The following is a 23,595-nucleotide window of genomic DNA, read 5'->3' on the forward strand; positions in this document are numbered from 1 at the left end:
GCTCAACCTCCGCCGCCCTGCGAGATGCGCTCGATGAATTCGTCGGGCGTCTCGTCCGGCGAGCCCTTCTCGTAGCTCGGCCGGTTGCCGCCGACGACATTGACCATTTCATCGATCAGCGCGATCGACAGGATCGCAAGGCCGCCAGCAAAGCCGAGCTGCGGAATCCAGAGCGGAAGCGCGACGACGCCCTGCGCCACGTCGTTAAAGCGCCAGGAATCGTAGGTCATCCGCACGGCATGCCAGGTGAAATAGAGGATGAACGCCGCGGCAATGCCGAGCGCAACGATCTCAGCCACCTGCTTGGTCCGCCCGTGCAGACGCTCCAGCAGCAGGCCGACACGGATCATCTCTCCGCGCTTGAAGGTGTGCGCGAGTCCTAGGAAAGCCATCGCGGCCATGCACCAGGACGCGAAATCGTCGCCGGCGGGAATGTTGATCGCAAACTGACGCCCGACCGACATGACCATCATGATTGCAAAGATCGCAACCAGGAAGACGCCCGCGGCGTAGCCCGCGCCGAGATAAAGGAGGTCCAGAGCGCGTCGCACCAGTCCTCGAGCCGCTACATCGTCCGCTGCCAACGCAATCCCCATCTTCACATGAGGCGATTCAACCGACCCCGGCGATTGCACGTCAAGTGCTGGTCCTGCTTGAATATCGCCCTGTCCGACGCCTGTCTTTCAGACGTTAGATCAACATGATGAGGCGGCCACAAGCAAGGTGTATGCCGGCTGCCAGGAGAATTTCCACCGCGGGTTTAGTGCGTCTCCAGTCGCAGCCCGTCATAGGCCGGCACCACGCCCGCGGGCAGCGACTGCCTGATGACCTCGTAATCGACGTCGGCGGTCATGTTGGTGATGACCGCGCGCTTCGGCTTGAAACGTTCGATCCACGACAGCGCATCGTTGATGCTGAAATGGCTGACATGACTGGTGTAGCGCAGGCCGTCGACGATCCAGAGGTCCAGATTTTCCAATGCGCCCCAGCTCTCGCGCGGGATGTCGTTGAGGTCGGGTGTGTAGGCGGCATCCCCGATGCGGTAGCCGAGCGCGGGAATATTGCCGTGCTGCACCAGGAAGGCGGTCATCGTCACCGCGCCGCCCTTCCCCAAAATCGTCTGACTTTCGCCCGCCTCGATCGAATGCCGCGTCAGGATCGGCGGATAGTCGCTGCCCTCCGGCGAGATGAAGCAGTAGGAGAACCGCGACAGGATGTCCTTCGCGGTCGACTGGTTGAAGTAGGTCGGGATGCGCCGTCGCATGTGCATGACGACCGAACGCAGATCGTCCATGCCATGGGTCTGGTCGGCATGCTCGTGGGTCAAGAACACGGCATCGATGTGGTCGACGTTGGTGGAAAGCAATTGCTCGCGCAGGTCCGGCGAGGTGTCGATCAAGATGCGTGTGGTGCCGTGCTCGGACTTTCGTTCGACCAGCAGCGAGCAGCGGCGACGGCGGTTCTTGGGATTGTTGGGATCGCAGGCGCCCCAGCCGAGCGCCGGGCGCGGCACGCCGGCGGAGGAGCCGCAGCCCAGGATCGTCAGCGTCAGTGTCATGCGGCTCCCAGTCTCAAGCTTTCACCTTCGAGAACAGACGGAAGAAGTTTTCGGTGGTCTGGCGCGAGATTTCCTCGGTCGACACGCCGCGTGTCTCGGCGAGCACCTTTGCGACTTCGACCACATAGGCCGGTTCGTTGCGTTTGCCCCGGAATTTTCCGGGCGCAAGATAAGGCGAGTCCGTCTCGACCAGAATACGATCGCGCGGCAGTTCGGCCGCAAGCGCGCGCAGGGATTCCGACTTCTTGAAGGTCAGGATACCCGTGAAGCCGATATACAGCCCGAGCGAGACCGCCTTCAGCGCCAGCTCGCGCCCGCCGGTGTAACAATGCAGCACCGCGCGAAACGATCCGCGTGCGGCCTCATCCTCCAGGATGCTGGCACAGTCCTCGTCCGCCTCGCGGGTGTGGATCACCAGCGGCAGGCCGGTGGCGCGGGCGGCGGCAATGTGGGCGCGAAAGCCCCTCGCCTGCGCCTCCGGTGAGCCGTTGTCATAGAAATAATCGAGCCCGGCTTCACCGAGCGCGACGACCTTGGGATGCTGCGTCAGCGCGATCAGCTCGTCCGGCGCGATGCCGTCCTCCTCATCCGCATTGTGCGGGTGAGTGCCGACCGAGCAATAGACATCGTCGTAGCGCTCGGCAATGGCGACGAGATCGTTCAGCTTCCGCACCCGCGTCGAGATCGTGACCATGCGTTTGACGCCGGCTGCACGCGCACGCGACACGATCCCGTCGAGATCTTCCGCAAAGTCCGGAAAATCCAGGTGGCAATGACTGTCGACCAGCATCGCGCGACCGCCTCAGGCCGCCGGCTCGACGTAGCGCGGGAACGCCGGTTTCGGCGCCGGCAGCGTCGAGCCCGGCGCGATGCGCGAGGTGCCACCCAGGGTGGCGAAGCTGCGCTCGGCTTCCGGGATGCCGAGGCTGTCGAGCAGCAATCCCGAGGCGGTCGGCATCGCCGGCTGCGTCAGAATCGCGATCTGGCGCACGACTTCCGCGGTGACGTAAAGCACGGTCTTCTGCCTGGCGGGATCGGTCTTGGCGAGCGCCCACGGCGCCTCGCCCGCGAAATAGCGGTTGGCCTCCGCCACCACGGCCCACACGGCGTTGAGCCATTGGTGGATCTGCTGCGTGGCCATGGCTTCACGCGACGTGGCGATCATGCCGTCGGCCATCGCCAAGATTGCGTTGTCGTTGTCGCTGAACTCGCCGGGCTCCGGCAGCACGCCGCCGAGCTGCCTGGCGATCATCGACAGCGAGCGCTGCGCAAGGTTGCCGAGATCGTTGGCGAGATCGGCGTTAATGCGCGCGACGATGGCCTCGTGATTGTAGTTGCCGTCCTGGCCGAACGGCACCTCGCGCAGGAAGAAATAGCGCATCTGGTCGACGCCATACTGGTCGGCGAGGTTGAAGGGATCGACGACGTTGCCAACCGACTTCGACATCTTCTCGCCCCTGTTGAACAGGAAGCCGTGGGCATAGATCCGCTTCGGCAGCGGAATGCCCGCCGACATCAGGAACGCCGGCCAATACACCGCATGGAAACGGATGATGTCCTTGCCGATGATGTGCACGTCGGCGGGCCAGTAGCGCCAGTTCTCGTCGCTCTCGTCGGGGAAGCCGACGCCGGTGATGTAATTGGTCAGCGCATCGACCCAGACATACATCACGTGCTCTTCATCGCCGGGCACCTTGACGCCCCAGTCGAAGGTCGTGCGCGAGATCGAGAGATCGCGCAGGCCACCTCTGACGAAGCTTACCACCTCGTTCTTGCGGGAGTCGGGCCCGATGAAATCGGGATGATCCGCATAAAGCTTGAGCAGCTTGTCCTGGTACGCCGATAGGCGAAAGAAATAGCTCTTCTCCTCGACCCATTCGACCGGCGTGCCCTGCGGTCCGAGCCGCAACCCGTCATCGTTCAGGCGCGTCTCGTCCTCGGCGTAATACGCCTCGTCACGGACCGAGTACCACCCCGAATAGGTATCGGCATAGATGTCGCCGTTCGCTTCCATGCGCCGCCAAATCTCCTGGCTGGAGCGATGATGCTGCTCCTCGGTGGTGCGGATGAAGCGGTCGAACGACACGTTCAGGCGCTCATCCATCTCCTTGAAGCGGCCGGCATTGCGGGTCGCGAGCGCGGACACGGACATGTTTTCACCGGCCGCCGTCTGCACCATTTTTTGACCGTGCTCGTCGGTGCCGGTCAGGAAGAACACGTCCTTGCCATCGAGCCGCGCAAAGCGCGCCAGCACGTCGGTCGCGATCGCCTCATAGGCGTGGCCTATATGCGGGCTTCCGTTGGGATAGGCAATGGCGGTCGTGATGTAGAAGACGTTATCGCGCGCGGGGGTGGCAACGGGCGCGGCCGTTTGCGGCGCTGCGACGGGCTTTGGCGCACGCGGCGCCTTCAGCTTGGCGGCTCTTTGAGGAGCGGCGACAGGAGCTGGCGCGGCGATCACGGCAGGCGCAGTCACCCTCGCCTTCTTGACCACGTTCTTCGCCGGAGCCTTGGCCGGCGTTTGGGCGGCGGTTTTCTTCGAGGCCTTTTTGGCGACGACCTGCTTCTTCGCCGCCCGGCCGGCCTTCTTTGCCGTCTTCCCTGCGCTCTTCTTCACGCCTTTTTTGGCGACAACCTTCTTGGTCTTCTTGACCGTCTTGGCACCTTTGCGCGCACGCGCCTTCACAGCCTTCTTCGTGGCTTTCTTGACCGCTTTCTTCGCAGCCTTCTTCTTGCCCTTGGCGGTTTTTTTAGCTCGCGTTGCCACCACGAATTCCTTTACCGGCTTCTCGAAAATTGGAAACGAACCTGCGCCTAGCGCGTTGCGTCCGCCAGCCAGCCGAACACCGAGAAAACCAAGGGCTTGCGCTCCAGATTGTAGGTTTCGGTGTCGCGCGCGGCGCGGACGATCTTTTCCCATACCTCAGCTAGACGCGCAAGGCGCGGCAGATTCTGGTTCGTATTGGCTTCGTCCGCATGCAGGCGTTCGGCGATCCAGCGATCGATGCCGTCGATGAAGGCGGCAAGCGCGACGCGGTCGCTGGTCCCGAGCGAATCGCCGAGCGTGTGCAGTTCGCGCGGATCGACCTGCGGCAGACGCGCGAGCAGTGCCGCGGTGCGCTGCTGGAGCTTGAGCGCGTCACCGCCGAGCAGCGTCAGTGCCCGCGCCACGCTGCCCTCGGAAGCCTCCGCCGCCTCGTGCAGCGCCGGATCATTCGGATCGAGGTCGCCGGCCGAAGCCGCCGCACTGATCACGTCATCGGTGGCGAGCGGGCGCAGGCGCAGCTTGCGGCAACGCGACTGGATGGTGGCGAGCACGCGTGCCGGCGCGTGGCTCACCAACAGGAATAGCGATTGCTGCGGCGGTTCTTCGAGGATCTTCAAAAGCGCGTTGGCCGCGTTTGGATTGAGCTCGTCGACCGTGTCGACGATGCAGACGCGCCAGCCGTCGGCGGCAGCCGTCGAGCCGAAGAAGCCGATCGTCTCGCGCGTCTCGTCGACGGTGATCACGGTGCGCATCACGCCGCGATCATTCGCGGTGCGCTCCAGCGTCAACAGCCCGCCATGCGAACTCGCCGCAACCTGCCGCGCCACGGCATCGTCGGGATCGATCGCAAGGTCTTCGGCGCGCTGCACGGACGGCGCCAGCGGCTGGCCGTGGGCGAGCACGAAGCGCGCCATGCGGTAGGCCAGCGTTGCCTTGCCGATGCCTTGCGGTCCGCCGATCAGCCAGGCATGCGGGATGCGCCCGCTGCGATAGGCTGCGAGCAGCGCGGTCTCGGCCTCGCGATGCCCAAACAGCTTCGATGTCTCGCGCGGATGCGGAATGGCGGTTTCGCGCTCGGTCCGACGCGGGCTCATGCGGAAATCACCGCGGGCGTGGCAAGGAGACGTTCGCGCAGCGCCGTCCAGACGCGCCCGGCAACCGTGTCAGGATCGGAATTGGCGTCGATCAGCGCACAACGCGCGGGATCTTCCGCGGCGATCTTGCGATAGGCGTCGCGCAGGCCTTGGTGGAACTTGAGATCCTCGCCCTCGAACCTGTCGGGTGCGGCGCTGCCGCGGCGCGTGGCTGCCCGCTGCAAGCCGATCTCGACCGGCAGGTCGAGAATGATGGTGAGATCCGGCTTGAGATCGCCGATCGTGACCCGCTGCATCGCGTTGATCAGGCCATCCGGCACGCGGCCGAGGCTGCCCTGATAGGCCCGCGTCGAGTCGGCGAAGCGGTCGCACAGCACCCAGACGCCCTGGCTGAGCGCGGGCTGGATTACGGTGCGGACGTGGTCGTCGCGGGCAGCGGCGAACAGCAACGTCTCGGCTTCGGGGCCGAGCAGCTTGCCCATGCCTGACAGCACCAGATGTCGCATGATCTCGGCGCCAGGCGAGCCGCCCGGCTCGCGCGTGACGAGGATGCGCATCCTTGCCGCCGTGAGGCGGTCGGCGAGCTTCTTGATCTGGGTCGACTTGCCCGTCCCTTCGCCGCCCTCAAAGGTGATGAAGCGCCCGCGTCCCGACGGCCAGCGTACCGCGCTTTCACTCATGATCAGAGCTTCTCGGCGCCTGCGCGGAACATACCGATCACGAGCTCGCTGGCGCCGTCGATTGCGCGGCGCATGGTCGAGCCGGTGCCGATCGCTTCGGCGGCATAGACCGGCGTCTCAACCGCGATGGTGCCGCTGCGCCAGACCTTGACCACCCCGACCTGCTGGCCGGCCTCGACCGGCGCGCGCACCGGGCCGCGATAGACGATGCGGGCGATCAGCTTGTCGCTGCCGTTCTTGTGGACCATCACTTTCACGGGCGTCTTGGCCACGAGCTTGACCGAGCGGCTCTCGCCGCCGAACACCTTGGCGTAGCCGACGGGCTGTTCGGCTGCGATCAGGGTGCGGGTCTCGAAATTGCGAAAGCCCCATTCCAGCATCTTCTTGGCTTCCGTGGCACGGTCCTCGGGATCATCGAGCCCGTTGACGACAACGATCAGTCGCGTGCCGTTTTGCACGGCCGAGCCCACCATGCCGTAGCCGCCTTCCTTGGTGTAGCCGGTCTTGAGCCCGTCAGCGCCTTCCATCGAATTGAGTAGCGGATTGCGGTTGGGCTGGCGGATCTTGTTCCAGGTAAACTCCTTCTCGCCGAACAATTTGTAGAACTCGGGGAAATCAAGGATGATGTGGCGGGCAAGGATGCCGAGCTCGCGCACCGTCATCTTGTTGCCGGGATCGGGCAAGCCGTTGGAATTGGCGAAGGTCGATCTGGTGAGGCCGAGCTCGCGTGCGCGCTTGGTCATGAAGTCGGTCGCGAAAATCCGCTCGTTGCCCGCGATGGCTTCGGCGAGCGCGATGCAGGCATCGTTGCCGCTCTGGATGATCGCGCCATGCAGGAGATCACTGACCGAGACCTTACTGTTGATCGCGGCGAACATGGTCGAGCCCCCGGAGGGCGCGCCGCCCCGGCGCCAGGCGTTCTCGCTGATCCGATATTCGTCGGTCAGCTTGATGTCGCCCTTCTTGATGGCGTTGAAGACGACCTCTGCGGTCATCAGCTTCATCATGCTGGAGGGCGCGCGCAGCTCGTCGGCGTTCTTCTCGAACAGCACGCTGCCCGAGGAGGCCTCGATCAGGATCGCAGTCGGGGCGTCGCCGTCGAAGCCGGTGTCTTCCGCCTTCTTGGCGCCCTGCACGCTCTGGTTGGCGGCGTAGAGCGCCCCGCCCCATCCGATGCCCGCGACCAGAATCGCCGCGATCAGCCCGCGCGCCAGCGCACCGGCGGTGAACCGGGGGCGACGAAGCAAAGAAGGACGAAATGTCATGGCCAAGCCCTGAGAGCGGCGTTCTACCAGTTGGAACAGATGCGAACAACACGGAGGTGGACGCCTGTCCCTGAGATTGCACGATTCTCCTCGCGCCCCTATCGTGGCATCTTATATTTGCCGACCAAACCCCTGAAGCAAGGCGGAAACTTGAATGTCCTCAACCCGTATGATCAAGGCCAACGGGATCGAGCTCTTCATCCGCGAGCAGGGCCAGGGTCCGCTGGTGGTGCTGTGCCATGGCTGGCCGGAACTGTCCTATTCCTGGCGCCACCAGATCCCGGCACTCGCGGCCGCCGGGTTTCATGTGGTCGCTCCTGACATGCGTGGCTACGGCCAGAGCGCGGCGCCCCCTGATGCGGCCGCCTACTCCATCTTCGACACGGTCGGCGATGTCGTCGGCCTGGTGCAGGCGCTGGGCGAGAGCAAGGCAATGGTGGTCGGCCACGATTGGGGCGCTCCGGTCGCCTGGCACGCCGCGCTGTTCCGCCCCGACATCTTCACGGCGGTCGCGGGCCTGAGCGTGCCGCCGCCGTTCCGCGGCCGCGGCAAGCCGCTCGATCTGCTGCGCCAGGGCGGCATCACCAATTTCTATTGGCAATATTTCCAGACGCCGGGCGTCGCCGAGGCCGAGCTCGAGCGCGACGTCGCCCGCACCATGCGCATCGTGCTCGGCGGCCGCGGCCTCGCCGATCCCTCGGCGGCCATGTTCGTGCAGGAGGGCAAGGGCTTTCTCGGCCATGCGGGCGCCGAGGAGCCACTGCCCCGCTGGCTGAGCGAGGCTGACCTAGCCTATTTCACCGAAAGCTTTCGCAAATGCGGCTTCCGCGGCGGGCTGAACTGGTACCGCAACATCGACCGCAATTGGGAGCTGACGGCGCCCTGGCAGGATGCACAGATCCAGCAGCCGTCACTGTTCATCGCCGGCTCGAAGGACGCCGTCATCACCGGCCTGATCGGGGCGAAGCGCGTCAACGAGCTCGAGCGCGTGCTGCCCAATCTGAAACACAAGCTGATCCTCGAGGGCGCCGGCCATTGGGTGCAGCAGGAGCGGCCCGAGGAGGTGAACGCAGCGCTGGTGAAATTCCTGACGGCGAGCACAACTCAGTAGAGGCCGCGGCCACTCAGGATGCTGCGGGCCTCGGCCGCGCCATCCGAGGCGTAGGCGCCGGACAGCGCGCTCTCGGTCGCATAGCGGCCGTCGTCGTCATAGGACACGGCACGGGCGTTCTGGTGGCCCCGGCCCCGGCTGCGGCTCGAGGCCGACATTTCCGAGGTCGCGTTGAGCGAGGCCATATCGGCCGAGCTGTTGCCGAGATTGTAGGGCCGCCCCTCCGGCATCGGAACCTCGCCGCGAATGGCACCGCGGCTCGACGAGGGCAATTCCGGCACGAAAGGCTTGGCCGAAGCGACCCGGACCATTGAGGGGGTAGGCGCCGGAACGCCGGTACGCAAGGTGGCTATCAGCTGGCGATCGTCGGAGCCTTCCAGCGGCGCCCGGCCGACATATTCGACCCGGACCTTGGCGACGCCATTGCCTTTGAATTCAAGGAGTTCGGCGGCCTTGTTCGAGACGTCGATGAGCCGGTTGCCGTGATAGGGCCCGCGGTCGTTGACGCGGACGATCAGCGACTTGCCGTTGGAAATATTGGTCACCCGCGCATAGGACGGCATCGGCAGGGTCGGATGCGCCGCCGTGAGCGAGGTCATGTCGAACACTTCGCCGTTGGCGGTCAGGCGGCCGTGAAAATCATCGCCATACCAGGACGCCATGCCCTCGGCACGATAGTTGACGTCCTCCTCCGGCACGTAGGTCCGGCCGGCCACGATATAGGGCTTACCGACGCGGTAGGTGCCGCCGCCCTTCGGGACCGGGTCACCCCAGGCCACCACCCTTGGGCTTGAGGACACGCCATATTTCGGATCGACGCGGCTGGCGAACTTGGTCGAAGAGGCGCAATTGGCGAGCGCAAGGCAGGTCGCGACCGCCGCAACACCGCGCGCGGCCCGCAAAACCGAATCTGACCGTCGGATCCCCATTTGCCCCAAATACCATTCCGCCGGCGGCATGCCCAACCCGCATTGGCTACGGGAGCGCCGTCCGGTCCTTTGATCCGAGGCAGCCCACCACCGCATCGGAAGCAGTAACGATAACGCAACCCGAACACGGCGGAAATGGGGAGCCCACAGCGATCACGCCGGCATGGTAAACGGGACGTTCGCTTCCCCCGTGATCTACGGAACGCAGGGCCCTGCTCTGTGCCAAGGCTGGACATTCTGTTGCGCCAAATCCTCACTCCATCCCCATTGTCACGCCGCTCAGGGAAATTCTTTTGACTGTGCAAGGCCGCACGCGTTCTCTCGGATGCAGGGCGGGATTTGGAATTTAGCGATGATCGAGACGGTTTCGGCACTGATGGGTCTGGTAAGCGCGGCGATCTTCCTTGCCCATGCGTTTGAAGGTTACCGCACGAGGGCCTGAAGGCACTCGCGCGGGACGGCAAGCATTCACTTCTTTCAAGGCGGCACGTTCGGACAATTTTAATCGATCCGATCGAGCATCGAGGACGAGAGCGGCAGGTGTCCCATGCGCAACCATGACCTCGTATCCGATGGCTTCCTAGCATTGACCGCAGGCGGCCTGGTCCTGCTCTGCTCTAGCCTCGTGGCACTGGCCTTCGGTTAATCTCGGGCGCGATCTTCGCGCTTTCCCGACGACGACCACACTTCGCTGCAAACAGTGTTTGCCCGGGATTGTCCCGCTCCCGTTTAGTTGATTGAATTTCCGCATTCGGCGCCTCGACTTAATTTCAAGAGGCCATCACCAACCAGGGTGAGTCACATGCTTGCCGAGAAGTTTTTTCTTGTTCTTGAATCCCTGATCCGCGGCGATCGCACCTATCCGGACGGAAGCCCCAGGGTCATTAGCACCTCCCCGCACGTACCGGTGAAGCTGCCGAGCCGGAAATAGCCCGCTCGCTTTTCCCACTCACCCGCCGCTCAGCGCAGGCCGAGCAGCGAGCGCCGGTAGCGGCCGTCCCGAGCCTCGTTCAGGCAGACGAAGCTGCCGTCAAAGCCCTGGCGATATCGCTTCTGGCCCCTGGTGTAGTAGACGCCCTTCCTGAAATCGAGCCAGACCACCTGATCCTGCGGACAATGGCGCTGCGCCTGCGCCTCATAGCGGAACGGGGTTAGTGGCGTTGCCGACACGTCCGCGCCGCCGGAGCCGGCCATGATCGCGGCTGCGAGCGCGATCCCACCCGCCCATGTCCCGCTGCGAAACACTCCCCGCCTCCCGATCTTGATTCCGTGCTGGCCGAGCGCGCGACGGCCGCCCGGCACGGTAGCACGAAACGGCGCGATCCCTGGCAAACGACCGGCTTGCGCCGCGTCTTCCGCCGGCCATCTTGCCGGGTTACATGGCAGCAAGATCATCTCCATGCGAGGATGCTGCCTGAATGTCGGTTGAGCCTGGATTCCAGTCCGAACGCCGCACCGAACCCCGACCGCCATTGCCGCGTCTGGGCCTGCTGCCGATGATCATCTTCGGCTCGCGCTGGCTGCAGCTGCCGCTGTATCTCGGATTGATCGTGGCGCAGTGCGTCTACATCGCGCTGTTCCTCAAGGAGCTCTGGCATCTGTCCTGGCACTCGCTCGACCTCACCGAGCAACAGATCATGATGAGCGTGCTGGCCCTGATCGACGTCGTGATGATCTCCAATCTCTTGGTGATGGTGATCGTCGGCGGCTACGAGACCTTTGTCTCGCGGCTCGATCTCCAGGGTCATCCCGACGAGCCGGAATGGCTCGGCCATGTCAATGCCAGCGTTCTCAAGATCAAGCTCGCCATGGCCATCATCGGCATCTCCTCGATCGCGCTGCTGCGCACCTTCATCGAGGCCGGCAATCTCGGCTCGAACCGCGCCGGCTTTACCGAGACTGGCGTGATGTGGCAGGTGCTGATCCACCTCACCTTCGTCTTCTCGGCGATCGGCATCGCCTATGTCGACAGGCTCAGCGATGCCGGGGCGCGCAAGCACGCCGAATGAGGCATAATGGCCAGCCTCTCATGTGCCAGCTTGCTGCTGCATGACCTGGCGCAGGTATTCCAGAAGCTTCTGCGCGACCTGCTCGCGCGCCACGCCCTTGGCGGCGAGATCGGCGGACACCTTGCTCACGATGTCGTCGATGGTCTGCCTCTCCAGATTGTCCGTGACCAGCGCCGTTGCGTAGCTTGCCGCGTCGTCGTTGCTGAGGCCGAGCTGGCTTGCGGCCCAAAGCCCGAGCAGCCTGTTGGACCGGGCCGTCGCCTTGAACATCAGCTCCTCGTCGTGGACGAACTTTGCTTCAAAGCCCTGCTCGCGCTTGTCGAACATGGTCATGGTCAGCTCCATTCTCGTTTCGCTGATGTGACATACTGGCTGGGAGCGAACGTCTCCGTGGTTCACTTCACCCTAAGCTTCCTCCCGGAAGGCAAACGCCGTCAAGCCCGCCGATGGGCGTGGGACCGGGCGCGCGCAAGCTGGTCTTGAGCAAGGGGAACGCCAACCGGCGTGAGACGCCGGCGGCATCGGTTTGAAAGATCGGTATGGGAGATTGTTGGCGCCGACCGCGTTTGGTCAGCCCTTCGCCGCGGCCGCCTCCCGCGCGAGGCGTTCGGCCTTCAGCCGTTCCTTGTTGGCGTAAAACGCCTTCTGCGCCGCCTCATGATCGCGCATGGCCTTTTCGGCCTCGAGCCGGCGCGCTGCATCACGTGCCTGGCGCTGCTCGGGAGTCAGAGGCTTGCGTCGGAAGGAAAGGTCTTCAGTCATGGCAACACAACGTGGCGGCGAGGAAAAAGTTCCGCATGCTTGAGCTGAAGCATAGACGCTGACCAACGAAGTTTGCGAAAACAACCCCATGCACAGTAGCTAAGTCTTGTTGGCACAACGCCTTTTGCATTCGCGCAAAAGCCGGTTGACCCGTCGGGCAAAACAGTGGCATTCTGCCATCTTCGGAAAATCGGCAAGAAGGCTGATCGGGATCCCTTCCCGAACGCTAATGATCCGGAAAAAATGCGCAGCGGTTTTCCGAAAAGATCATGTCAAGACAACAACCTAAAGCGCGATGACGATTCGTCCTAATCTCATCGCGCTTTGGGGAAAGCGGCGAGCGAGAAGATCATCTTCCCTCGGGAAAATATTCAGATCTCTATTTCTGCAATCACCGGCAAATGGTCTGAATAGGCTCCTGCCTCCCGGTCGGTCCACACTTTCCCGAACCGGGCGTCGGGCGTCGCATAGATTCTATCAAGGCGTAGAACGGGCAAGCGCGCCGGGAAAGTCCGCAAGCGTGTCCGGTTTGGGCAAACCTGCGCGAGCACACGCCGCACCGATTTGACCCAAAACCAGTCATTGAAGTCGCCGAGAACGACGGTCTTTCCGGGCTTCACAAGGCTGACCAGGGCCTGAGCTTGCGCATACCGCTCATGGATACTCAAGCCGAGATGAGTAGCCACCACGCGCACATGGCCGACAGGTGTCAGCAGTCCCGTGGCAATCGCCCTACGGGGCTCCCGCTCCCGATACGACACGTCGACGATCTCGGGCACCCCGGAGAATGGAAAGCGGCTTAGGAGCATCTGACCGTAGTCGCCATCCTCGGTGACGATCGACTTGGCGTGAACGCGGTGATCGCCGACAACACTTGCCAACTTCGCGAATGGATTGTCTGACCGCGATCGCGAATCCACCTCCTGAAGCGCGACGACATCGGGGGCCCACCGGCGAACGATCGAGCAAACACCCTCCAAATCGAACTTCGTATTGAGATTGAACGTGCCATGCACATTCCATGTCATGAAACGCATCGCCGCCATCAGCGCCTCCCGGCGAGCCAGGTCGCGACGAATTGTGCGCCTACGCAGATTCCGAGCCAGCTCAAAAACGCCAAGACCAATAGCAATATGTTGCTCCAGGAAGCATCCCTGGCCAAATCTGCGATTTGAGCCCCCAGAACTGCCATGGCGAGAATACCGGGCATCATGCCCAGCAGAGTTCCAACCATGAAGTCGCGGAGAGGCAGCGTGCTCGCACCAGCCACGACATTCACCACCGAGAACGGTGCTATCGGAATCATCCGGATGACGACGACAGCCAGAATACCCTTGCCTAAGACGCGTTCCTGGATGCGCGCTGCACGTCGTCCGAGTAAACGCTGGAGTCGCTGTCGTCCGAGTGCCCGCCCGAGCGCAAAAAGCACGAGGGCGCTGAGCAAGACGCCGGCCATTGCGGTAATGAACCCTAGCCAGGGCCCAAGCGCGGCAGCAGTTGCTGCAATGAGTACGAGAACCGGAAACACGACCAGCCCGCCGACGACGAAAGCTGCGATCGCGAATGGCGGCCCCCAGATAGACTGCGAGTAGGCAGACAGGAACGTTGAAATACGACCCGCGTCGGCGAAATCGCTCAAAGACGTGTACGACCAAGCCATCGCCAATCCAAAAAGCGCCACGGCTATCGATACGATCCCTATTAGAGTCTTCGTGCTCCACATGCGAGATGCCGCCCGCTCGAGATGGAGAGGCCGCTCAGGGTCGGCCACCGGCTGAACCATTGTGGCCAGAGTACTGGTCAGAACCGAGGACTCCACTTCCCGCAGCGCCTTCGCCCCATCAGCTCTCGACACGTCGTCCAGGAGCGCAAAAAGACGATCCTCATTTCGCGTTATGGTCTGTTCGTCGAGATCGCAGAAATGGGCAATCAGGCGACGGCGGACCGAAGCGATGAAGTTTCTATGCTCGTCGGATGCAGCTTCAAAAATAAGGTCACACTCACTATCGGCACCCATCGACCGATTGTTCAGGTTAGCCGAGCCGATTCTCAAGATCCGATCGTCGACGGTCATGAGCTTGCTGTGCACCATCACGGCAGCTTCGGTATCCCCGCTGGGTGAGACCGGGTAGACGAAGCGGATACGATCTGCCACTCCGGCCTCATTGAAGCAGTCGATGAAGGCACCACGGCCGTTTTGCATGGCTTGGGATTCTACCCAGGACGAATGCAGTTTGGGAGTGACAACGAGAACCCGAAGCGAAGGCGCGCGAAGCATCTGCTCGGCCAATTCCCGCGCTATCCTGATAGCGCTGGTAAACTGGTTTTCGATGTAAACGAAGCTCGTCGCTGACCGGATCGCTGCAACCAGTGAGCGCTCGACCTCCTTGATCCTCGAACCTGCAGGACACACGATCTCTGTCCTGGCGATACCCACCGGCACGTGCTCCGCCTCAACCGGCACATTCGCCGGCCACCGAATGCTCTTCAGCGCGCGCCGAGGATGAACCTGTTGACCTGCCGCACGCCAGCGTTCCTCCGCGAGGTCGGCTAGCCATGCCGCAGCATGCCCGTCGACCATGCATTGAACATCATGAAACGGTGGGTATGGCTTACCCGCAGGGTCGCAGCGCAACGCGTGATCGGCGCGATGGTCGCTCGTGTCCCAGCGCCTGATCGTCAGGTCGAGCCCGCCAACGAACGCCAATGAACCGTCGACACAGACGATCTTCTGGTGTTGGGCGGAACCAAACGGAAGTGTGGAATCCAGATGAAATCGGACGCGGCCACATGTTCCGGCGGTGAATTTTGCCGCGGAATTCCATTCCCTTTCGGACCCGTAAAACGAGACGAAGTCCCAGATCAGAATATTAATCCACAGGGCGGGACGGCGTTGAACGAGCGCGCGGAGGAATGGGCCAAGCTGTTCCGGCAGACCATCATCCGCTCGTCCGGAAGCTCCGACCAGCCTGGTCTCACTATGGATATCCCATCCGATCACATAAACTTGGTCTTGCGCCTCCAGCAGCGCATCCCGCAGGGCCGCGAAATAAGCGGCAGCATCATTCAGAACCGCGACGCGGCGCGCTTCGCACCGCCGCCAGACGGTATTGCCGGGGATCAGGGTCGATGAACTCTGAAGCAGGTGGACCTCGCAAGTCGCGTTCGTGTCTAAAACGCTGTGAATGCTCAACGGGTTCCGCGTCCTCGGAGACGGGCTACGCTTCGGTGTGAGAATGCCGAACCACAGAGCTTACGCGGCACAAGCGCACTTGCGTTATTTGGTTCGGACAGTCTTTGCGCCGGCGCCCCTCAAGACGTCTGCGATCTTTTCAGGGGCATCGCCGTGGAAATCCACGGAGACCTCGATCAGACCTTCCAACTTCTGGTGACCTTCCGGCGCGGGCGCGGATTTGACGTCAGCACCGGCCGGATGTGTCCCCGCCGTGTTCGCGCCGCCGGCCGGTTGGACGAAGACGTCGCTTCGGGATACGCCGCATTCCTGGACGACGTGCTCAATGGCAAGCTCGGCGCTGCGGCGAGTGTCGAATTCTCCGATGATTGTGCTTTCCAAGACATCTCTCCGTAGGTGGACGAGAGTGCGTACAACAGGCCAGCACTGGCCAAGTTCCAGATGCTGGCGACCTGCATCTCAAATGCGTGGAGGGTGAATCTGGACCACGCGCCGGGGGTTCAGAACCGGACTATCCCGAGCAGGAAGAGGAGCGCGAGAGTGATCAAGCCGGAGATCAGCAACGAGCCGAGACACCCGAGCCGGTTCGAGAAAAAGAAGAACATGCCTGGCCCGCTGTGAAGCTTCCTGCCAGGCTAATTTTTCAAGTTCGACAGCGTTCCGGATGCGCTCTCGTTCGTCCTGATTGTCGAGCGGCTCCCATCTACAGACGGCGATGGGACTGGTGCTTCTAGAAGCGACGGATAAGAACCAATCTTTGAGCGAGACGTTGAATCCACGATGTCCGACGCTTTTGACTATTTCCGAGCGCACGCGGTTCGAGCCCTTTGCAAGGCCCGGACGATGCCCCGCGGGCGAATGAAGCATCTCCAAATCATGGTAGCCCGGATCTACCACCTGCTCACCAAGGAGGCCGCGTACGGGCCAAACCTGCAGCATCTGGACGACTTCCGGGCAGCCCAAAAGCTTGAGAGGTCAATCGATTGAAGGCCTGGAGCGAGGTGAGTGGCGGTCGCTGACACCCCAAGGGTGACTGAACTCCTGAGGGAATACGCGCAGCGAACGGCGCTGCGTGGAGGCAACCCCTATCGTGCGAAGGCGTATGCCAACGCCGCCGATAATCTTGCCGCGCTCGTCGTCCCGCTCCACGTGCTGATCGAGGAAGACCGCCTCACCGAGATTCCCGGGGTCGGCGAAGCCATCGCGGACATTATCACCAAGCTGTATCGCACGGGGACTCATCCGAGCCTTGAGAAGCTGCGCAAGGAAATTCCCGCGGGGGTCCTGGAACTGCTGACGGTGCCGGGCTTAAGGCCTGAGAAGGTGCTCAAGCTCTACAAGGATCTCGGGATCACCTCCCTGTCCGAATTGGAAACGGCAGCCGAGCAAGACCGCATCAAGAAGGCCAAGGGGCTTGGGGCCGCGCTGCAGACCAAGATCGTGGAGAACCTTGCGATCGCCAAAAGCGGCAAGGGTCGCCTGCACCTGCATCGCGCCGCGGCCCTGCTCGAGCATGCAACGGACTCGCTGCGGAAAGCGCGGCCCGAGCTCAGACGGCTCACGATCGCCGGCGACTTCAGGCGCGGTTGCGAACTCGTCGCCGACTTCGCGATCGTCGCCGAGGCCGCCGGGAGCGGCAGCGTTATCGAATCAGGCGGGCTGCAAGTTCACCTCGCCGATCGCAAGCATTTTGGCGCCGCCCTGCTCCACGCGACAGGCTCACCTGTTCATCTGGATCAGCTTCGGGCGCTCGCGGACAAGAAAGGAATGCGCCTCGAGCCGGACGGGCTGCACAAGGGGCGGAGCGTTGTCGCAGAGACCGAGGAAGACATCTACCGGGCGCTCGGCCTTCCCTTCATCGCGCCCGAACTGCGCGAGGGCCGCGGCGAGATCGAGCGGGCGCTGAAGAAAAAGCTGCCGAGGCTCGTCACCGACCAGGACCTGCGCGGCATCCTGCACTGCCACACCGACGCCTCGGATGGGACTGAGACGCTCGAGAGCATGGCCAAGGCCACGCTGAAGCGCGGCTTCGAATATTTCGGTGTCGCCGACCACTCGCAGTCGGCGCACTACGCCGGGGGTCTCTCGCTCGAGCAGATCAAGGAGCAGCATCGGCAGGCCGAGCGGCTCAATAGAAAGTTTGGCAAGGACTTTCGGATCCTGAGGGGCATTGAGTCCGACATCCTGGCGGACGGATCGCTGGACTATCCGGACGAGGTGCTCGACGGCTTCGATTTCGTGGTCGCCAGCATCCACGGGCGTTTCAGGCTGGATCGGAAGGCACAGACCGAACGCCTGCTGCGGGCTGTCGCCAATCCCTACACCACCATCGTCGGCCACATGACCGGCCGCCAGCTTCAGCGCCGTCCAGGCTACGAGATCGATGTCGAGAAGGTGCTGCGCGCCTGCGCCAAGCACGACGTCGCAATCGAGATCAACGCTCATCCCTGGCGGCTCGATCTGGACTGGCGCTGGCATCAGGCTGCGCTCGAATATGGCTGCATGTTGAGCATCAATCCGGACGCGCACTCGATCGCCGAGCTCGATCACATGCATTGGGGCGTCGAGATGGCGCGAAAAGGCGGCGTCCCCGCAGAGCGGGTGCTGAACGCAATGCCGCTCGCCGATATCGAGCGATACCTGCGCCACAGGCGTCGCTCGTTTGCACGTGCAGCTTGAGACACCTGGTCCTTCAACGAAGGCTCGCCGGTCCAGGCGCAGCCGTTTGCGCGAGAAAGAACGACCCCAGGCCTGGATCAAGGACCCAGGGCTGGGGCCGCTCGGGCTACGGTTAGATAGCCTGATGCGCCTAAGCGCATGCGGATCAAAGTACGTGGGCCGCAAGCGTTCCTATTTTGCAACGGCCTCCACCGGAGCTAAAGCGCAATGCGATTGGCAATAATCGTCATCGCGCTTGACGTTGTGTTTGAGCCTGATCTTTGCCGAAAACCGCTTCACACTTTTCCGGATCATGCTCAGGAACGCTTGCCGAGCTTTCGCGTCTTCTGAAAAATGAGACGTGCCCATGCCTCCAGCCACGCCCCCGAGCCGAACCCTGTTCCGCTGCCCCAAATGCCGCGAACCGCTCAGTCTGGCGGAGAAGCTATGGGACATGAAGGCAGCCCGCTTCATCCGGGTGTATCAATGCCGGTGCGGTGAACTGCTCTGGGATGATCAATCGTCCGCGCAACACAGCTAAGGCACACCAGGCCCCCCTCGCCTGGAGTTGCTACCGATCTCGAGCGGCGCAGCGAGTCCGACAAGATTTCGTGTCGCTTCAACTCATCCGCGATTGCGCCCTCAATGTCGAGCTCAGCTGAGCGCGGTAACGAACCGCATCTAAGCGGTTGATTTTATTGGATTGTGGCGGAAGGGGTGGGATTCGAACCCACGGTACCCTTGCGGGCACGCCGGTTTTCAAGACCGGTGCCTTAAACCACTCGGCCACCCTTCCAGACTGGAAATTGTTTAGCTTTTCGTCGCTTCGGTTCGCTTGTTTATGGCGGCTCGCATGGCAACGTCAACAGCCGCGGCCGCTTCGCCCCTGCATGTTCGGCATCAGATGGTTCTCCATCGTGATCGCGATTTGAGGAATGGCCTAGCCGCTCCTGCACGATCTTGGGATGAATATTCGGCCAGCATATGGCTGACGTGGCTGTTGCTAACCGAATGCGTCTGATCGGCGCACCGTGGGTGCTCCACCGGTGGGCCCGGCATCGCGCCGACCGCCAGGGAAATCGCAGGCTAAGCCGCTGATGTGACTCCGCTTTGGTCCGAAATCCCGGCAGAGGATTCGCGACTCGGATCCTGGCCCGCCGGTTCACCCTCGCGGGGTCTTCACGACGCCTGTCAGCCTAATGAACGGTTAACGAAGAACCAATAGAATATTCCGCCGTTGACTTGTACCCCCACCCGAGACGAGGTGGGTTTAGGACATGCCGATAATGGCGGACCTCAAAAAAAGATTGGACAAACTCCGCGCCGATGCCGCGGATTTGGCCCTTATGAGCAGGCGGGCAAGCGATCCGCAAAAGCGCGAACTCTTCGGACGCTTGGCAGATGAGCTTGCAATAGAAGCTCTTGAACTCGAGCAGGTGGTGAAGCAACAAGGTAGGCAATCAGCTTCCAGCGACATGGACAGAGTTGTGAGCTTCCGGACGCGCCTGGAGAGGAACTGAGCACCATTGTCGAGATTCCCGGCTCGCAACGTGAGAGCGGACGAAGCGAGCAAAAATGATGAGTGAGCGAAGCAAGGCCAACTCGGCTGGCCTAGGAACGTGCCTAGCGATCAGCGTTCATTTTCCAGGCCGAAGCACAGACTGCTATTGCCCTGTGGTCTCTAGGCGCCCCTAGCGTTCGGCATGGCTGCGCTGGTTTCTTCTTCACTTGCTGAAGAGCGCCGCCTCGGTCGGCGGCCGCTCAATGGTCCCCCAGCGCGGCCGGTCGCAGGGGCCCGGTTGGTCGTATGGGGCCCGAAAGCTTCCCGAGCGGACCCTTTTCCCATGACGAGATCGCCGCTCCTAGGAGCTTAATTCCTACCGACCATTTTCAGAGTAAATTTCAAGACCGGTGCCTTAAACTACTCGGCCACCCTTCCAAGCCTGGAACGGGTGTCGCTTAACGCGTCGACCGCGCAAGGCAACGCGAAGTTCGCACTCTCGCCTCAACCTCTTCAGCCCCGCCCTTTGTCAGGCGAGTGTCAGCCTGTTCCTCTAGCTTGGCGGCAGGTTCGGCGCCGCCACGCGCCGACGTCTCGGCAATCCCAGATACCGGCGACATCTCCCAGGGCGTTGCCGGTTGCGAGGTCCGGTTGGATTCGTCTCCATATCCGGGCCTCGCTTGCTGATGCGCAAAAGAAAGCGGCGCCCCGCAAGGAGCGCCGCGCGAGACTGTCTTCATTGCGTCAGCTCAGTACCCGCAGGACGCGCAGCCCATCTGCACGGGCGCGTAATACGAATAGCCCGGCGACACCATCTCGACGCGCTGGCGCGTGGCATATTGCGGGGGGATGCGCTCGTACTGGACGCTGGGCGGCGCCACCATCACGGTCTGCGGCACCATTACGGTGCGGTACTGCGCCGGCGTGCGATGCGCGACCACAGAACCGGGAGACACCATCACGGTTTCGTCGACAGCGCGGTATTGCGGCGCGACGTATTGCTGCTGGTAGCAGGTCGTGCACGGCGGCGGCGCATAGCAATTGTAGCAGCCGGCGGAGGCTGCGCCCATCATGGAAATCGCGGCGACGGCGGTAGAGAAAACGACGGCGAGAGTACGAGACATTGCGTGGTGCCCCAGTTGCCCGAAATGGATTTGCGAAGGTCGCTAGCAGTATACGACGCAAAATCCTGGGCTGCCGAACTTCGTCGGGGCATCCTTAATGCGAACAGCCAGTCGCAGCCGACAGGTAAGAACTCATTGACCACGCGCATCAACACGCGACGTGCGTTTGGCGTTCATCCGCCTCCGCTCGAGCTTCACCGCCTCGCTGCTCTTTCCAAAAACTCCAGCAGCGAGGGATCGGTCTCCTCGAATTCGACAAAGCGGCGGCGCAGTTCGTCTGCGACTTCTGCCGTGGCATCTCGCGACCATCCTTCCGCGGTATTGAAAGCCACGACACGTACCGGATGGAGATATTGCCCCTCGACGAGATTCCTGAGCAGGGTCGCCCGATTGGCGTCCTCCTCAGCCGTCTCACACCAGGCGCGGCCCAGCCGCCGGCCGAAATCATCGAGCACGAGATAGACGTCCCGGTCTGTCGCAATGTGCGGCACGAGCGATGGAGAGTGACTCATGGCTTACCCCGCTACTGGCAATCCGGACCGTTGCGGAGGATACGGCGTCCGCCCGGCCGGATTCGGAAAAATGGATTTCGGCTATTTTCTTAGGATGGCGCGATTAAATCACAAACAAAGTACAAATAAATAAAAATTAAATGGCAAAATGGGCGCAAAGACACTAAATTCACAGGGGCCTGGCGGGCGAGCCCGCACGTTGGGCGCCCACTTCGCAAAACGGCTCCCGCCTCCACCCCCAAAAGCCCACACCCCAGGAGGCGGGGCCGTTTCTTTTGCGACCGCTTGTCCCGGCTCTGTCCTGCAACAGTGCGCCCGCCCGCTCGCGCGGAGACCGCGGGTCATTCCGGAAGAATCCGCCCAGCCTGTGGCGCGTCGATCAGGCGCTATCTCGAACGCCGCTTCACCTCGCGCACGGCGCCGCGCGCGGCGCTGGTGGTGAGCGCGGCGTAAGCCTGCAGCGCGGTCGAGACATTGCGCTTGCGGTTCTGCGGCTGCCAGGCGGCATCGCCCTTCGCCTCCTCCGCGGCGCGGCGCTTGGCCAGCTCCTCGTCGGAGACCTCCAGGCTGATGCTGCGGTTGGGGATGTCGATGGCGATACGATCGCCGTCGCGCACGAGACCGATATTGCCGCCTTCGGCCGCTTCCGGCGACAGATGGCCGATCGACAGGCCGGACGAGCCGCCGGAGAAGCGGCCGTCGGTGACGAGCGCGCAGGCTTTGCCGAGGCCCATCGATTTCAGATAGCTGGTCGGATAGAGCATCTCCTGCATGCCGGGGCCGCCGCGCGGGCCCTCATAGCGCACGACGACGACGTCACCCGCGACGACCTTACCGCCCAGGATGCCCTCCACCGCTGCGTCCTGGCTTTCGAACACGCGCGCGGGGCCGGAGAATTTCAGGATCGAGGCGTCGACGCCGGCGGTCTTCACGATACAGCCGTCCTGCGCGAGATTGCCGTAAAGCACGGCGAGGCCGCCGTCCTTGCTGAAAGCGTGCTCGAGGTCGCGCACGACGCCCTTCTCGCGGTCGGCATCGAGCTCGTCGTAGCGGCGCTCCTGGCTGAAGGCGACCTGGGTCGGGATGCCGCCGGGCGAGGCCCGATAGAAGGTGCGCACCGCCTCGCTCTTGCTGCGCTTGATGTCCCAGCGCTCCAACGCATCGTTCATGGTCGGGGCGTGCACGGTCGAGACCGAGGTGTCGATCAGCCCGGCGCGGTCGAGCTCGCCGAGAATGCCCATGATGCCGCCGGCGCGGTGCACGTCCTCGACATGCACGTCGGCGACGGATGGTGCGACCTTGCACAGCACGGGCACACGACGCGAGAGCCGGTCGATGTCGCGCATGGTAAACTCGACCTGCCCTTCATGGGCAGCGGCGAGCAGATGCAGCACGGTGTTGGTCGAGCCGCCCATCGCGATGTCGAGAGTCATGGCGTTCTCGAACGCCCTAGAGTTGGCGATGTTGCGCGGCAGCACGCTGGCATCGTCCTGCTCGTAATAGCGGCGGACGAGGTCGACGATGGTGTGGCCGGCTTCGACGAACAGGCGCCTGCGGTCGGCGTGGGTTGCGACCACCGAACCGTTGCCGGGCAGCGCGAGGCCAAGCGCCTCGGTCAGGCAGTTCATGGAATTGGCGGTGAACATGCCCGAGCAGGAGCCGCAGGTCGGGCACGCCGAGCGCTCGATCACCTTGACGTCCTCATCGCTGACCTTGGAATCGGCCGCGGCCACCATGGCATCAATGAGGTCGACGGCTTTGGTCTTGCCCTGAAGCTTGACCTTGCCGGCCTCCATCGGTCCGCCCGAGACGAACACGGCGGGGATGTTGAGCCGCAGCGCGGCCATCAGCATGCCGGGCGTGATCTTGTCGCAATTGGAGATGCAGACGAGACCGTCGGCGCAATGCGCGTTGGCCATGTACTCGACGCTGTCGGCGATCAATTCGCGCGACGGCAGGCTGTAGAGCATGCCGTCATGACCCATGGCGATGCCGTCATCGACCGCGATGGTGTTGAACTCCTTGGCGACGCCGCCGGCCTGCTCGATCTCGCGGGCCACGAGCTGGCCGAGGTCCTTCAGATGGACGTGGCCGGGCACGAATTGGGTGAAGGAGTTGACGACGGCGATGATCGGCTTGCCGAAATCGGCATCCTTCATGCCCGTCGCGCGCCAGAGGCCGCGGGCGCCCGCCATGTTGCGGCCGTGGGTGGTGGTGCGGGAGCGATAGGCTGGCATGGCGGTTTCCGTCCTCGGGTTGGCTTGGAGCCGGGCGGAAAAATGGAAGCCGCCTCAGAGCTTTCCGGCCGGATAGCGCACGCGGGGCACGCGCGCAACGGGAACTTGGTCCGGACAGGGCTCCCCTGCTCCCGGCGCGGCCTCTCGCGAACGTTCCCCAGCGCGAGGTTGTGCAAACGCCGCCTGCAGAACCGG

At 63.0% G+C, this 23,595-nt stretch carries 22 protein-coding genes and 1 tRNA gene; 5 read left to right on the plus strand and 18 right to left on the minus strand.

The window, feature by feature from the left end; genetic code table 11:
* Positions 1-2: 2 nt before the first annotated feature.
* The 7 genes from IVA92_RS34690 to IVA92_RS34720 all read right to left on the minus strand — a co-directional run bounded on the left by IVA92_RS34690 (position 3) and on the right by IVA92_RS34720 (position 7,364).
* Entirely contained in the window at positions 3-596 is a 594-nt protein-coding gene (locus IVA92_RS34690; protein ID WP_247281131.1) for a TRAP transporter small permease, read from the minus strand.
* A gap of 164 nt (positions 597-760) precedes the next feature.
* Positions 761-1,558 (minus strand): MBL fold metallo-hydrolase, encoded by a 798-nt coding sequence (locus tag IVA92_RS34695; protein ID WP_247281102.1) that lies wholly within the window; start codon positions 1,556-1,558, stop codon positions 761-763.
* Between the two features lie 13 nt (positions 1,559-1,571).
* The gene (locus tag IVA92_RS34700; protein WP_247281103.1) at positions 1,572-2,348 is read right to left on the minus strand and encodes a TatD family hydrolase; all 777 of its coding nucleotides are present in this window, start codon (positions 2,346-2,348) and stop codon (positions 1,572-1,574) included.
* A 12-nt stretch (positions 2,349-2,360) separates the two neighbouring features.
* A complete protein-coding gene (gene metG, locus IVA92_RS34705) occupies positions 2,361-4,325 on the minus strand; it encodes a methionine--tRNA ligase (protein WP_247281104.1) in 1,965 nt (654 codons plus the stop codon).
* Between the two features lie 47 nt (positions 4,326-4,372).
* The gene (locus IVA92_RS34710; RefSeq protein ID WP_247281105.1) at positions 4,373-5,419 is read right to left on the minus strand and encodes a DNA polymerase III subunit delta'; all 1,047 of its coding nucleotides are present in this window, start codon (positions 5,417-5,419) and stop codon (positions 4,373-4,375) included.
* Positions 5,416-6,099 (minus strand): dTMP kinase, encoded by a 684-nt coding sequence (gene tmk / locus IVA92_RS34715; RefSeq protein ID WP_247281106.1) that lies wholly within the window; start codon positions 6,097-6,099, stop codon positions 5,416-5,418. The genes IVA92_RS34710 and tmk overlap by 4 nt, the downstream gene beginning before the upstream one ends.
* Positions 6,100-6,101: 2 nt before the next feature.
* On the minus strand, positions 6,102-7,364 hold the full coding sequence (locus IVA92_RS34720; protein ID WP_247281107.1) for a D-alanyl-D-alanine carboxypeptidase family protein: 1,263 nt from the start codon (positions 7,362-7,364) through the stop codon (positions 6,102-6,104).
* Between the two features lie 154 nt (positions 7,365-7,518).
* Between IVA92_RS34720 and IVA92_RS34725 the strand changes: the two genes are divergently transcribed.
* The gene (locus IVA92_RS34725; protein ID WP_247281108.1) at positions 7,519-8,475 is read left to right on the plus strand and encodes an alpha/beta hydrolase; all 957 of its coding nucleotides are present in this window, start codon (positions 7,519-7,521) and stop codon (positions 8,473-8,475) included.
* On the opposite strand, the gene IVA92_RS34730 is transcribed toward IVA92_RS34725, so the two are convergent.
* Together IVA92_RS34730 and IVA92_RS34735 are read right to left on the minus strand one after the other, a co-directional pair.
* A complete protein-coding gene (locus IVA92_RS34730) occupies positions 8,469-9,404 on the minus strand; it encodes a septal ring lytic transglycosylase RlpA family protein (RefSeq protein ID WP_247281109.1) in 936 nt (311 codons plus the stop codon). The genes IVA92_RS34725 and IVA92_RS34730 overlap by 7 nt on opposite strands.
* Positions 9,405-10,364: 960 nt before the next feature.
* The gene (locus IVA92_RS34735; RefSeq protein ID WP_247281132.1) at positions 10,365-10,598 is read right to left on the minus strand and encodes a hypothetical protein; all 234 of its coding nucleotides are present in this window, start codon (positions 10,596-10,598) and stop codon (positions 10,365-10,367) included.
* 224 nt (positions 10,599-10,822) lie between these two features.
* On the opposite strand from IVA92_RS34735, the gene IVA92_RS34740 reads away from it, so the two are divergent.
* Complete coding sequence (locus IVA92_RS34740; RefSeq protein WP_247281110.1) at positions 10,823-11,413, plus strand: TIGR00645 family protein; 591 nt, start codon at positions 10,823-10,825, stop codon at positions 11,411-11,413.
* Positions 11,414-11,431: 18 nt separating this feature from the next.
* Here IVA92_RS34740 and IVA92_RS34745 read toward each other — a convergent pair whose 3' ends face one another.
* The 5 genes from IVA92_RS34745 to IVA92_RS34765 form a co-directional block, all read right to left on the minus strand.
* Entirely contained in the window at positions 11,432-11,746 is a 315-nt protein-coding gene (locus IVA92_RS34745) for a DUF1476 domain-containing protein (protein ID WP_247281111.1), read from the minus strand.
* A gap of 237 nt (positions 11,747-11,983) precedes the next feature.
* On the minus strand, positions 11,984-12,175 hold the full coding sequence (locus tag IVA92_RS34750; RefSeq protein ID WP_247281133.1) for a hypothetical protein: 192 nt from the start codon (positions 12,173-12,175) through the stop codon (positions 11,984-11,986).
* A 371-nt stretch (positions 12,176-12,546) separates the two neighbouring features.
* Complete coding sequence (locus IVA92_RS34755) at positions 12,547-13,221, minus strand: endonuclease/exonuclease/phosphatase family protein (protein ID WP_247281112.1); 675 nt, start codon at positions 13,219-13,221, stop codon at positions 12,547-12,549.
* Complete coding sequence (locus IVA92_RS34760; RefSeq protein WP_247281113.1) at positions 13,221-15,368, minus strand: VTT domain-containing protein; 2,148 nt, start codon at positions 15,366-15,368, stop codon at positions 13,221-13,223. The genes IVA92_RS34755 and IVA92_RS34760 overlap by 1 nt, the downstream gene beginning before the upstream one ends.
* Before the next feature lie 84 nt (positions 15,369-15,452).
* Positions 15,453-15,749, minus strand: a complete 297-nt coding sequence (locus tag IVA92_RS34765; RefSeq protein WP_247281114.1) for a hypothetical protein — start codon at positions 15,747-15,749, stop codon at positions 15,453-15,455.
* Positions 15,750-16,148: 399 nt separating this feature from the next.
* On the opposite strand from IVA92_RS34765, the gene IVA92_RS36205 reads away from it, so the two are divergent.
* Together IVA92_RS36205 and IVA92_RS34770 are read left to right on the plus strand one after the other, a co-directional pair.
* The gene (locus IVA92_RS36205) at positions 16,149-16,355 is read left to right on the plus strand and encodes a hypothetical protein (protein WP_346015557.1); all 207 of its coding nucleotides are present in this window, start codon (positions 16,149-16,151) and stop codon (positions 16,353-16,355) included.
* 18 nt (positions 16,356-16,373) lie between these two features.
* Positions 16,374-18,047, plus strand: coding sequence for a DNA polymerase/3'-5' exonuclease PolX (locus IVA92_RS34770; protein WP_247281115.1), 1,674 nt, complete (start codon positions 16,374-16,376; stop codon positions 18,045-18,047).
* A gap of 685 nt (positions 18,048-18,732) precedes the next feature.
* Here the strand turns inward: IVA92_RS34770 and IVA92_RS34775 are convergent.
* Positions 18,733-18,822, minus strand: a tRNA-Ser gene (locus IVA92_RS34775).
* Positions 18,823-19,312: 490 nt separating this feature from the next.
* Here IVA92_RS34775 and IVA92_RS34780 point away from each other — a divergent pair.
* The gene (locus IVA92_RS34780) at positions 19,313-19,546 is read left to right on the plus strand and encodes a hypothetical protein (protein ID WP_247281116.1); all 234 of its coding nucleotides are present in this window, start codon (positions 19,313-19,315) and stop codon (positions 19,544-19,546) included.
* 730 nt (positions 19,547-20,276) lie between these two features.
* Here the strand turns inward: IVA92_RS34780 and IVA92_RS34785 are convergent.
* The 3 genes from IVA92_RS34785 to ilvD form a co-directional block, all read right to left on the minus strand.
* On the minus strand, positions 20,277-20,600 hold the full coding sequence (locus tag IVA92_RS34785) for a hypothetical protein (RefSeq protein WP_247281134.1): 324 nt from the start codon (positions 20,598-20,600) through the stop codon (positions 20,277-20,279).
* Positions 20,601-20,845: 245 nt separating this feature from the next.
* Complete coding sequence (locus tag IVA92_RS34790; RefSeq protein ID WP_247281117.1) at positions 20,846-21,163, minus strand: hypothetical protein; 318 nt, start codon at positions 21,161-21,163, stop codon at positions 20,846-20,848.
* Positions 21,164-21,549: 386 nt separating this feature from the next.
* Positions 21,550-23,400 (minus strand): dihydroxy-acid dehydratase, encoded by a 1,851-nt coding sequence (ilvD, locus tag IVA92_RS34795; RefSeq protein WP_247281118.1) that lies wholly within the window; start codon positions 23,398-23,400, stop codon positions 21,550-21,552.
* Between the last annotated feature and the right edge of the window lie 195 nt (positions 23,401-23,595).

It is taken from the genome of Bradyrhizobium sp. 154 (genome assembly GCF_023073875.1).
In the GTDB taxonomy this organism is placed as follows: Bacteria; Pseudomonadota; Alphaproteobacteria; order Rhizobiales; family Xanthobacteraceae; genus Bradyrhizobium.

Coding starts and splice junctions, on each gene's coding strand:
- IVA92_RS34780 (WP_247281116.1), top strand. CDS start 19,313: ATGGCGGACCTCAAAAAAAGATTGGACAAACTCCGCGCCGATGCCGCG.
- IVA92_RS34750 (WP_247281133.1), bottom strand. CDS start 12,175: ATGACTGAAGACCTTTCCTTCCGACGCAAGCCTCTGACTCCCGAGCAG.
- IVA92_RS34740 (WP_247281110.1), top strand. CDS start 10,823: ATGTCGGTTGAGCCTGGATTCCAGTCCGAACGCCGCACCGAACCCCGA.
- IVA92_RS34785 (WP_247281134.1), bottom strand. CDS start 20,600: ATGATGGGCGCAGCCTCCGCCGGCTGCTACAATTGCTATGCGCCGCCG.
- IVA92_RS34710 (WP_247281105.1), bottom strand. CDS start 5,419: ATGAGCCCGCGTCGGACCGAGCGCGAAACCGCCATTCCGCATCCGCGC.
- IVA92_RS34690 (WP_247281131.1), bottom strand. CDS start 596: ATGGGGATTGCGTTGGCAGCGGACGATGTAGCGGCTCGAGGACTGGTG.
- IVA92_RS34755 (WP_247281112.1), bottom strand. CDS start 13,221: ATGGCGGCGATGCGTTTCATGACATGGAATGTGCATGGCACGTTCAAT.
- tmk (WP_247281106.1), bottom strand. CDS start 6,099: ATGAGTGAAAGCGCGGTACGCTGGCCGTCGGGACGCGGGCGCTTCATC.
- IVA92_RS34695 (WP_247281102.1), bottom strand. CDS start 1,558: ATGACACTGACGCTGACGATCCTGGGCTGCGGCTCCTCCGCCGGCGTG.
- IVA92_RS34735 (WP_247281132.1), bottom strand. CDS start 10,598: ATGGCCGGCTCCGGCGGCGCGGACGTGTCGGCAACGCCACTAACCCCG.
- IVA92_RS34790 (WP_247281117.1), bottom strand. CDS start 21,163: ATGAGTCACTCTCCATCGCTCGTGCCGCACATTGCGACAGACCGGGAC.
- IVA92_RS34745 (WP_247281111.1), bottom strand. CDS start 11,746: ATGACCATGTTCGACAAGCGCGAGCAGGGCTTTGAAGCAAAGTTCGTC.
- IVA92_RS36205 (WP_346015557.1), top strand. CDS start 16,149: ATGTCCGACGCTTTTGACTATTTCCGAGCGCACGCGGTTCGAGCCCTT.
- IVA92_RS34730 (WP_247281109.1), bottom strand. CDS start 9,404: ATGGGGATCCGACGGTCAGATTCGGTTTTGCGGGCCGCGCGCGGTGTT.
- ilvD (WP_247281118.1), bottom strand. CDS start 23,400: ATGCCAGCCTATCGCTCCCGCACCACCACCCACGGCCGCAACATGGCG.
- IVA92_RS34720 (WP_247281107.1), bottom strand. CDS start 7,364: ATGACATTTCGTCCTTCTTTGCTTCGTCGCCCCCGGTTCACCGCCGGT.
- IVA92_RS34700 (WP_247281103.1), bottom strand. CDS start 2,348: ATGCTGGTCGACAGTCATTGCCACCTGGATTTTCCGGACTTTGCGGAA.
- IVA92_RS34725 (WP_247281108.1), top strand. CDS start 7,519: ATGTCCTCAACCCGTATGATCAAGGCCAACGGGATCGAGCTCTTCATC.